General features: G+C 63.1%; 1 protein-coding gene. It reads right to left on the bottom strand.

Features of this window, described 5'->3' with window-relative positions:
• On the bottom strand, positions 1-1,240 hold a 1,240-nt coding region (locus tag N5C91_RS31790; RefSeq protein ID WP_279834504.1), incomplete at both ends, for an Ig-like domain-containing protein.

The following is a 1,240-nucleotide window of genomic DNA, read 5'->3' as shown; positions in this document are numbered from 1 at the left end:
ATTGGTGATGTTATCGCCCACAACGCCCGAATCGGATGCCGGGTCGAGCCAGGCATCCGGCGCATCCGGTGCCTGGGTGTCCACGTCGTAGAGATGGTAGGTCACCACGACATCCCGGCTGCCCGCCTCGTTGGTCGCGACCAGCACACCCTCGATGCGATGGGCGGTGTCAGCGACAAGATCGGAACCCGGGACATTGGCAATGCTCCAGCGCCCGTCCGCACCGACGGTCGTACTGTAGTGGTTACCATTGATGATCAGGGTCACCACATCCCCGGCGCGCGCGCCGGTGGAACCGCCCGAGATGGTCAGCATGGCGGCGGCTTCGGCCGCATTGACGATGTCATCGCCAGCCACGACATCAAACGTCAGCCCGCCAACGACGGGAGTTGTGTCGATGATGATCGGATACGGAGCCGACGGCTCGCTCGAGTTACCCGCCGGGTCTTCGGCGACCACGGTAATGTCATGCTCGCCATCGGCCAGCGGAGAGTCCGGGGTAAAGCTCCAGTTACCGTTGGGATCCACCACGGCAGTACCGATTTCCTTGCCGTTGTCGATCACATGAATGGTGTCGCCCGGCTCGGCACCACCGCCGGAAATCACCGGGGTGTTGTCGTTGGTCGGGGCGTTAGGCTCGACGTGAATCGGGTGGGCCGGGTCGAGATCATTGATGACGTCGCTGATCACCGGAACGGCAGGCGGGATGGTATCGACATCGAAGTCGATCACATGCACCGGAACGCTGGGGTTTTCGCCGGGGACGTTCTGGGTGATATCGATGCTGTGACCACCGTCGCTCAGATCGCTGGTGGGAATGAACTCCCACTTGCCATCCGGGCCGACTGTGGTGGTGCCGATTTCGACACCGTTATCGACAATATGGATGATTGCGCCAGGTACACCATCGCCCGAAATGCTCGGGCGGGGGTCATCGGTGACTGCGCCATCGGCCAGATCGCCCTGGATCGGGCCGACGTGGTCGGTAACCTTGGCATTGGTCGGCGCAGGACTGGTCTTGGTCGTGCTCTTGTGGTCATCATCCCGGTTGTGGTGAATGATGGCAGCAGCGGCGCCCACACCGGCCAGGCCGGCCAGCAGCGGCCACAGGGCAAAGCCGAATGCATTGTCGGAATCGCCAACGAGGGCAGCGTTGTACGCCACGCCATCGCCACCCAGGGCAATCGGGGCGGACTCGCCATCGAGCATCAGCAGCGGGCCAGCATAGCCCTCGCCGTCC

Origin of the sequence: Pseudomonas sp. GD03903 (genome assembly GCF_029840045.1) — a bacterium.
Classification (GTDB): domain Bacteria; phylum Pseudomonadota; class Gammaproteobacteria; order Pseudomonadales; family Pseudomonadaceae; genus Pseudomonas; species Pseudomonas pseudonitroreducens.
The sequence above is the reverse complement of the archived record's forward strand: the minus strand, read 5'-3'. Positions and strand labels throughout refer to the sequence as shown.